The sequence below is a fragment of the Aeromicrobium alkaliterrae genome, assembly GCF_039529015.1.
GTDB lineage: Bacteria > Actinomycetota > Actinomycetes > Propionibacteriales > Nocardioidaceae > Aeromicrobium > Aeromicrobium alkaliterrae.
In genome coordinates this window covers 1-5,068 of record NZ_BAAAME010000019.1, presented here as the reverse complement: position 1 = coordinate 5,068, position 5,068 = coordinate 1, and the positions used below count along the sequence as shown (strand labels likewise).

Genomic DNA, 5,068 nt, shown 5'->3' with positions numbered 1-5,068 from the left:
GGGACCTCTCTCGACTGCGCATCCACCGTCAGGACGCCCCCGCGTGCGAAGTCGGTGGGCAGAATGTCCAGAAACCTGATCGCGACTCGTTCCGTCGGAGCGCCAAGATGCACGACAGCGGCTTGAGTCACAGCCTTGGCGAACGACCGACGCTGTTCAAGACTGCGTCCTTCAGCAAGTTCTACCCAGATGAATGGCATGGGAAGGTCCTTCTTTCTTCTTGGGACGATTCGCTTGACAAGCCTGCCAGCGTCCGGCTGTCGCGACGGCTTCAGCTCACAACTTCATGGAGATCGTGTGCGCAATCGCTTGCAGAGCTGTCGCCACTGCTTCAACCCGGCCACGGTCCATCCCAGGCTTGAGGCCGACGGCAGCCAAGGACAGAACCGCATGACCAGAGCTCCCGATCACCGGAACTTGGATGGAGGTGACGTGGGCCCCCCAGTCATCCTGTTCGGCCAACTTCGCGTCCTCCACGATGTCGTTCCACAGAGCCGCAGTCTGATCTCGATCCCACCGGGCCGTGCTCAACGTGCGACCGAGCGTCTTGGTCCTGGTGGCACCGAGGCTCACGGAGTAACCCCGTTCACGAGCGTGCGTCAGGATGGCACTGACCAGATCGTCGTTCGCGAAGCCGTTCTTTCTACCTGCGTCCCGCCAGGCGGCCTCACGCTCCGGAGTTCCCCACGCCGCGAACACCGAACCCAAGGGCGCAGCAAATGGGAAGGTCGAGCCGACCAAGGGGTCTCGTGTGCGCAGGTTTGCAGCACTCAGGACCACCACGCTGCTCTTGGCGATAGCCCCCAAGGTGATCACAGCGTCCAGCTCCTCCGCCAGGCGCTGCACCGGTGCGCGCACCTCCTCGGCCACCTTCATCTGGGCTCCGAGTCCTGCGGCGTCGAAGTCGAGGTGGGGCACGGTGAACGATCCGTACCCCCCCTTGAGGAACAGGAGTGGCATCCCCTCACCGCTACGGCCGAAGCCAAGATCGAGGACCTCGCCGAGCACGATGTCGTGATCGCCTGCCTCCACCGTTCGATGACGCTTGCACTCGAACCAGATCACGGAATCGGTCAGGAAGGGAATCCCGTGACGATCGGTCTCCCAGGCGCCGCCGGCGAATCGCGATTCGGGCGGTGCGGTCGCGAACGCCCTGCACAGCTCCTCGTGCCCGGCACCCAGGACGCTCACTCGGAAGTACTCGGCATCTCGGACTGCGCCGTAGGACCGTGACGAACGCATCGGCATGTAGGAGACGAGCGGCGGGTCGAGCGACACAGCCGAGAAGGTGCCGACGACCAGACCTTGCGGCAGTCCGTCCGCGCCGAGGGCCGAGACGATGCACACGCCGGTCGGGTATTCCCCGAGAACCGTCCGCCACCACTGGCTGCGGTCCTCCTTGCTTGCCTCGCCGAACTGCAACTGGTTCTGGCTCATGGTCCTCGCGGTCCTCTCCGGTGCTGCCTGCCGCACCGACATCTGACTTGCATTTGACAATTCTCGTCCTCGGAATCGAACTCCGACGGCACAAAGGAGTCTCTTCGACGTTCAGGGAGGTCAATCAGCCCCACGGAGGTCGAGGGTCTGCTCGCTCCCGCGGTCCGGGGTGTCGGTGATCAGGGCCCAGAGGTCGGACCCCTGCCTCCCCAGTGCAGCTCGCGCGAGGGTGTCCTCCCAAAAACGCACCGACCCGTAGTCGTTGCGCCACGTCAGCGCTGGCATCGTGAACTGGCGGAGTCGATGTTCGCGCGTCGTCCCCAGGGCGCCGTGAAGTTGGTGAGTCGTTCGTACGACAGACGCGACGGCGTGACCGACACATGTCCGAGCAGTGGCGATGGCCATCGTCGACGAGCTGTCGGAGAAGCCATTCTGAACCACCGCGGTGAGGGCATTCTCCGTCGCGGCTTGTGCCAACGCTGATTCCGCTGCGGCCTCTGCAACGAGGTGCTGCACCACCTGGAACTTCGAGAGGCGCCGGCCGAACTGCTCGCGCTCGTGGACATGTTCGACCGAAGATGTCACGGCGCTGTTCATGGCGCTGCACGTCTGAATCGATCGTGCGAGTGCGCCCCGGAGTAGGAACTCGTGGGCAGTTTCGGCAGGCACTGTGCGCCCGGCCATCCCGCATTGATCGAGCTGCGCCAAGTCCCGCGCTTCACTGCCAGGCCGGGATCGCGACACGAGGGAGACGGCTCGGACAGGCACGTCGGAGACCTGCCAGCGACCGTCCTGCTCGGAGAGCACCACCATCCTGCTGCAGGAGCGCACCCACGGTACGGCCACCGCTCCCCGGCCGGACCTGACTCGGCACGCAGTGCTCAACTCCACCGTCGGGTTAAGTCCAGCTACTTCGCGAAGCCATCCTGCCAGCAAGTCGTGCTCGACCAGCGGGACACCCAGCCCAAACTCAGCGGCCGTGGCGAGCAGTGCGGCCGACTCCCGCCACCCGGCTCCGCTCCCACCGCTGGCTTCGTTCGCTGTGAGCCTCGTCAGTCCCAGGGAATCCAGCGTCTCCCAACGTCCGGGGTCGTGAGCCTCGAACTGGACATCGACGTCCGACGCGGACAGGTCCGCGACGACATCTCTCATCAGCCGGACCAAGTCAGGATCGACGCCGGTCGCGAACATCGGTGTCGGAGTCATCGCAGACCCAGTCCCTTCGCGATCAGCCCGCCGAGGACCTCATTGGTGCCGCCTCGAATCGTGAACCCGGGCCGATGCGCCAAAGACGTCGCCAGCAAGTCGTCCAACCGACCGCCCAGGTTGCCGACTGAATCCTGATCGAGATGGAGACCCAGCGCGACGACCTCGGCGATGTCTCCCTCGAACGTCGTGCCCAGCACCTTCACGATGCTCGCTGCGGTATCCGGGTATTCGCCCCGTTCGAGCGCTCCGGCGATGGCCATCGACATGCAGTGCAGTGCCCGCAACCGACCGACGATGCGCCCCAGACCGAGCTCAGCCGACGGGTTGTTCGTACGGACCTCGTCAACCATCGCGCACAAGAGCTGAAACGTGGACAGGAACCGCTCGGGCCCGCTGCGCTCGTACGCAAGCTCTGACGTCACTTGCTCCCACCCCGCACCTTCGGTGCCCAGAAGCATGTCGTGCGACACGAGGACGTCGTCCAAATGCACCTCGTTGAAGTGGTGACCTCCGCTGAGCGAGATGATGGGACGCACCTCGACGCCAGGCGCGCGCAGGTTCACGATGAACTGGCTCAGACCGTCGTGACGCCGCGACATGTCCTTCGGTGAGCTCCGCGCCAGCACGATGAATGCATCTGAGAGATGTGCTCCTGAGGTCCAGACCTTGGTGCCGGTCAGTCTCCATCCATCGTCACTTTTCGTGGCGACGGTGCGGACGCTCGCGAGATCGGACCCGGAATCTGGTTCGCTCATGCCGATCGAAAAGAAGCACTCGCCCGCGGAAATGGCGGGTAGGTAAGTGTTCTTCTGCGCTTCGGTTCCGAAGCGCAGAAGACTAGGTGCAACCTGGCGATCCGCGATCCACGCCGCGGCGACGGGTGCGCCCGCCGCGAGCAGCTCCTCCGTCACGACGAATCGCTCGAGGAACGACTTGCCCTGCCCCCCGTACTTCGTGGGGATGGTCATCCCTAGCCATCCCCTCGAGGCGAGACGAGTGGTGAACTCGCGGTCGTACCCGTCGAGCCAGCGGTCGACGCCGGGCTCGAAGAGTCCCGCATCGACCTCAGCCTGGAGCCAGGCTCGCACCTCCAGCCGGAGGGTTCGCATGACGTCGGATTCCAGTGCCATCGCAGGCAACAGGTTGGGAATCGACACCCTCATTCACCCCCGTATCGAGGTGAACGACGTTCAGTCAGCGCCGTGAGCGCTTCGTGGTGGTCGCGCGTGGTGTGTGCAATGGCCTGGAATGCCGCGGACAGCTCCAGAATGCTCGAGAGCGTCCCGCTGTCCGCACTGCGGAGCAGTCGCTTCGCCATCCGCACGGCGTGCGGCGGGTTCGATGCTATGCGGCGGGCAAGATCGAGGGCTTCTGTCAACAGGGAAGAGGGTTCCACCACCTTCGACACCAGTCCCCATTCATGGGCCGTGTCCGCATCGACGGAGTCACCCGTCAAGGCCATCTCGGCAGCACGCGCCCACCCGACCGCACGCGGCAGGAGCCAGGCGCCACCGTCTCCGGGGATGATCCCGAGCTTGACGAAACTCTCGGCGAAGGTGGCCGTCTGAGAGGCGAGTCTGATGTCACACATGAGGGCCAAGTCGCAGCCGGCGCCGATCGCGTGGCCGTTGACCGCCGCAATGACCGGGATCTCACAGCCGTGAACCGCCTGTGCAAGTCGCTGAATCCCGTGACGATAGGCCCCCATCGACTGATGTGGCGTGCCCCCGAAGGGTGGCTTGCCTTCGATCATGTCCTTGAGATTCCCGCCCGCGGAGAAGGTAGATCCTGCTCCTGTCAGCACGACGGCGCGCACGGTCGATTCCACATTAACCCGCTCGACATTCGCCGTCAGCGCCTCCATGAGCCCCGTGCCCGACAGCGCATTTCGCTGCTGTGCAACATTCATCGTCCACGTCTCGACGTGGTCGTCGCGCTCTACGTGCAACGGACTGTTCATGTAAACGGACCCCTTGGAGAATCGTTGACCGGTCGAAGTAGCGCGGGGTGGCGAGTCAGACCTCGCCACCCCGCGCGATGACGGCTTGGGTGAGGGCACTCGGTACCGGGGCGATCGGAATCTCGATGCAGGACGGGAGGCCGGACTGCAGGGCACGCTCCAACGCGGCCGGCAGCTCAGACAGAGAGTCGACGTACTCGCCGTGCCCACCCAGCGCTCGCACCGCATCGCTGTAGCGAACTGAGCTGAGTGTGGACGCGATCACGTATTCGTCCCCGTACAGGCCGCTCTGGAGGTTCTGCTCGAGACCCCAGGCCGCGTTGTTGCCGACGATCGCCACGAACTGGAACCCCTGCCTGGATGCCGCCTCGTACTCACTCAGGTAGTAGCCAAAGCTGCCGTCGCCGGTGAAGAGCACGACCGGCGTGTCTGGCGACGCCGCCGCCGCACCGAAGGCCAGCC

The 5,068-nt window shown here is 64.7% G+C and carries 6 protein-coding genes; all 6 read right to left on the bottom strand.

Translation table 11 applies throughout. From position 1 onward, the window contains the following. The coding region (locus ABD127_RS18895; protein WP_344204439.1) for a tautomerase family protein at window positions 1–200 on the bottom strand (200 nt) is incomplete at its 3' end. Window positions 201–276: 76 nt separating this feature from the next. Beyond that, on the bottom strand, window positions 277–1,437 hold the full coding sequence (locus tag ABD127_RS18890; RefSeq protein ID WP_344204436.1) for a flavin reductase: 1,161 nt from the start codon (window positions 1,435–1,437) through the stop codon (window positions 277–279). Window positions 1,438–1,557: 120 nt separating this feature from the next. After that, complete coding sequence (locus ABD127_RS18885; RefSeq protein ID WP_344204434.1) at window positions 1,558–2,643, bottom strand: acyl-CoA dehydrogenase family protein; 1,086 nt, start codon at window positions 2,641–2,643, stop codon at window positions 1,558–1,560. After that, complete coding sequence (locus tag ABD127_RS18880; protein ID WP_344204431.1) at window positions 2,640–3,803, bottom strand: acyl-CoA dehydrogenase family protein; 1,164 nt, start codon at window positions 3,801–3,803, stop codon at window positions 2,640–2,642. Before ABD127_RS18880 ends, ABD127_RS18885 begins: the two co-directional genes overlap by 4 nt. 2 nt (window positions 3,804–3,805) lie before the next feature. Beyond that, window positions 3,806–4,606, bottom strand: a complete 801-nt coding sequence (locus ABD127_RS18875) for a crotonase/enoyl-CoA hydratase family protein (protein ID WP_344204428.1) — start codon at window positions 4,604–4,606, stop codon at window positions 3,806–3,808. Between the two features lie 55 nt (window positions 4,607–4,661). Next, window positions 4,662–5,068, bottom strand: a 407-nt coding sequence (locus ABD127_RS18870) for a thiamine pyrophosphate-dependent enzyme (RefSeq protein WP_344204425.1), incomplete at its 5' end; no start/stop codon positions are given.